Source organism: Vreelandella olivaria (assembly GCF_023507745.1).
In the GTDB taxonomy this organism is placed as follows: domain Bacteria; phylum Pseudomonadota; class Gammaproteobacteria; order Pseudomonadales; family Halomonadaceae; genus Vreelandella; species Vreelandella olivaria_A.
Map to the genome: position 1 here is coordinate 1 of NZ_JALPZO010000181.1, position 1,399 is coordinate 1,399.

The window sequence follows — 1,399 nt, forward strand, 5'->3', positions numbered from 1 at the left end:
GTGGCAAATGTCCGTGCAACGCCATCAGCAAATAACAAAGTGGTAGTGTCGGACGATTCCGCAGATGTCACACTGCTTGCAGAGCAAGCAGTCCGCCAAATGCGGCCTCGCCGCACACCACGATGTTAGGCATCAGGAGGAAGTGTAGATGGCCATTGTGTTCTGCAACATCGGCTGGATGAAGCACTACGATGGAATTCAGGGAGACTCTATTCAGCGCGGAGGTTCATATAACAAAGACGCGGTGGGCCATGAAGTCTGCAATTTCACGCCCTGCAAAGGGAAAGTATACGGATATGTACAACCTACAGGCCGTATTTCGGTGGAACGATTAGGCGCATCAAAAGGTGCCGAGCAGGCGGATGGCGTAACGGTTGTTTGGACCGCAGGCCCAGATGCTGGTGGTACTGCAATTGTTGGCTGGTATACAAATGCAACTGTATTTCGTGATTTACAGGACATTCCCAACCCTTGTAAGAGCCATCGGAGCAACAACATCTCAGGGTATCGGATTGTCGCATCGGTAGAGGATGTACACTTAATACCTACTCAAGAAAGGGGCTTTCTCATTCCACGACGGGTAAAGGGTGGTATCGGGCAAAGTAACGTCTGGTATGCAGATAAGCCGGAGAGCGCCAGTTTAGTTGCTGATGTCATCAAATATATACAATCCGGGACTCGAACTAGCAGATTACCTGACGTTGACACTGAATCTACAGCTAATGAGGGCAACCCTCGGCTCGTGGCCCACCTCCGACGAGAGCGCAGCCCATCATTGGTGGAGAAGAAAAAGAAATCTGTTCTTGCTGCTACTGGAAAGCTCTGTTGTGAGGTGTGTGAATTTGATTTTGAAGCGAAGTATGGGAAGAGCGGCGATGGCTTTTGCGAGGTTCATCACTTGAAGGCAATCAGTCAAATGGATAAAGGTGAGGTGACGACATTAGCTGATCTGGCCGTGGTTTGCTCAAATTGCCACCGGATTATTCATCGGATTGACCCGATGCCGAGTATTGAGCAATTTAGGAAAATTATTGCATCGGAAAGCTGATGCCTAACAATTTGCTGCACGCGGAAAAATTACTCGCTGCGCTCCTAATTTTCCGGTGAGCAAGGCGTTAGGCCTTTACCAAATCTATTCGCATCTCGTTAGGAAATTTACGCTTTGGACATCCCGCGAATATTCAACATCACGGAAAGTGCGCACCGCATCCACAACCCGTTCACACCCGACAAGTTTGCCACGCTCGGTGCTGCACTGCGTCTGCAGTCGGAAGCACGAGTACTCGACCTTGGTAGCGGTTCAGGCGAGATGCTGTGCACTTGGGCACGTGATCACGACATTGTCGGCACCGGCATCGACATGAGTTCGTTGTTCACCGAACAGGCGAAAAAGCGCGCT

The 1,399-nt window shown here is 50.3% G+C and carries 2 protein-coding genes; both read left to right on the forward strand.

Annotated elements, in window-relative coordinates; translation table 11 throughout:
• Nucleotides 1-148 precede the first annotated feature (148 nt).
• Complete coding sequence (locus HP566_RS20885) at nt 149-1,048, forward strand: HNH endonuclease (protein ID WP_249979228.1); 900 nt, start codon at nt 149-151, stop codon at nt 1,046-1,048.
• Between the two features lie 114 nt (nt 1,049-1,162).
• Nucleotides 1,163-1,399: SAM-dependent methyltransferase (locus HP566_RS20890; RefSeq protein ID WP_249979229.1), on the forward strand; the 237-nt coding region annotated here is incomplete at its 3' end.

Excerpts from the sequence above, each read along its gene's own strand:
- HP566_RS20885 (WP_249979228.1), top strand. The coding sequence starts at position 149 with ATGGCCATTGTGTTCTGCAACATCGGCTGGATGAAGCACTACGATGGA.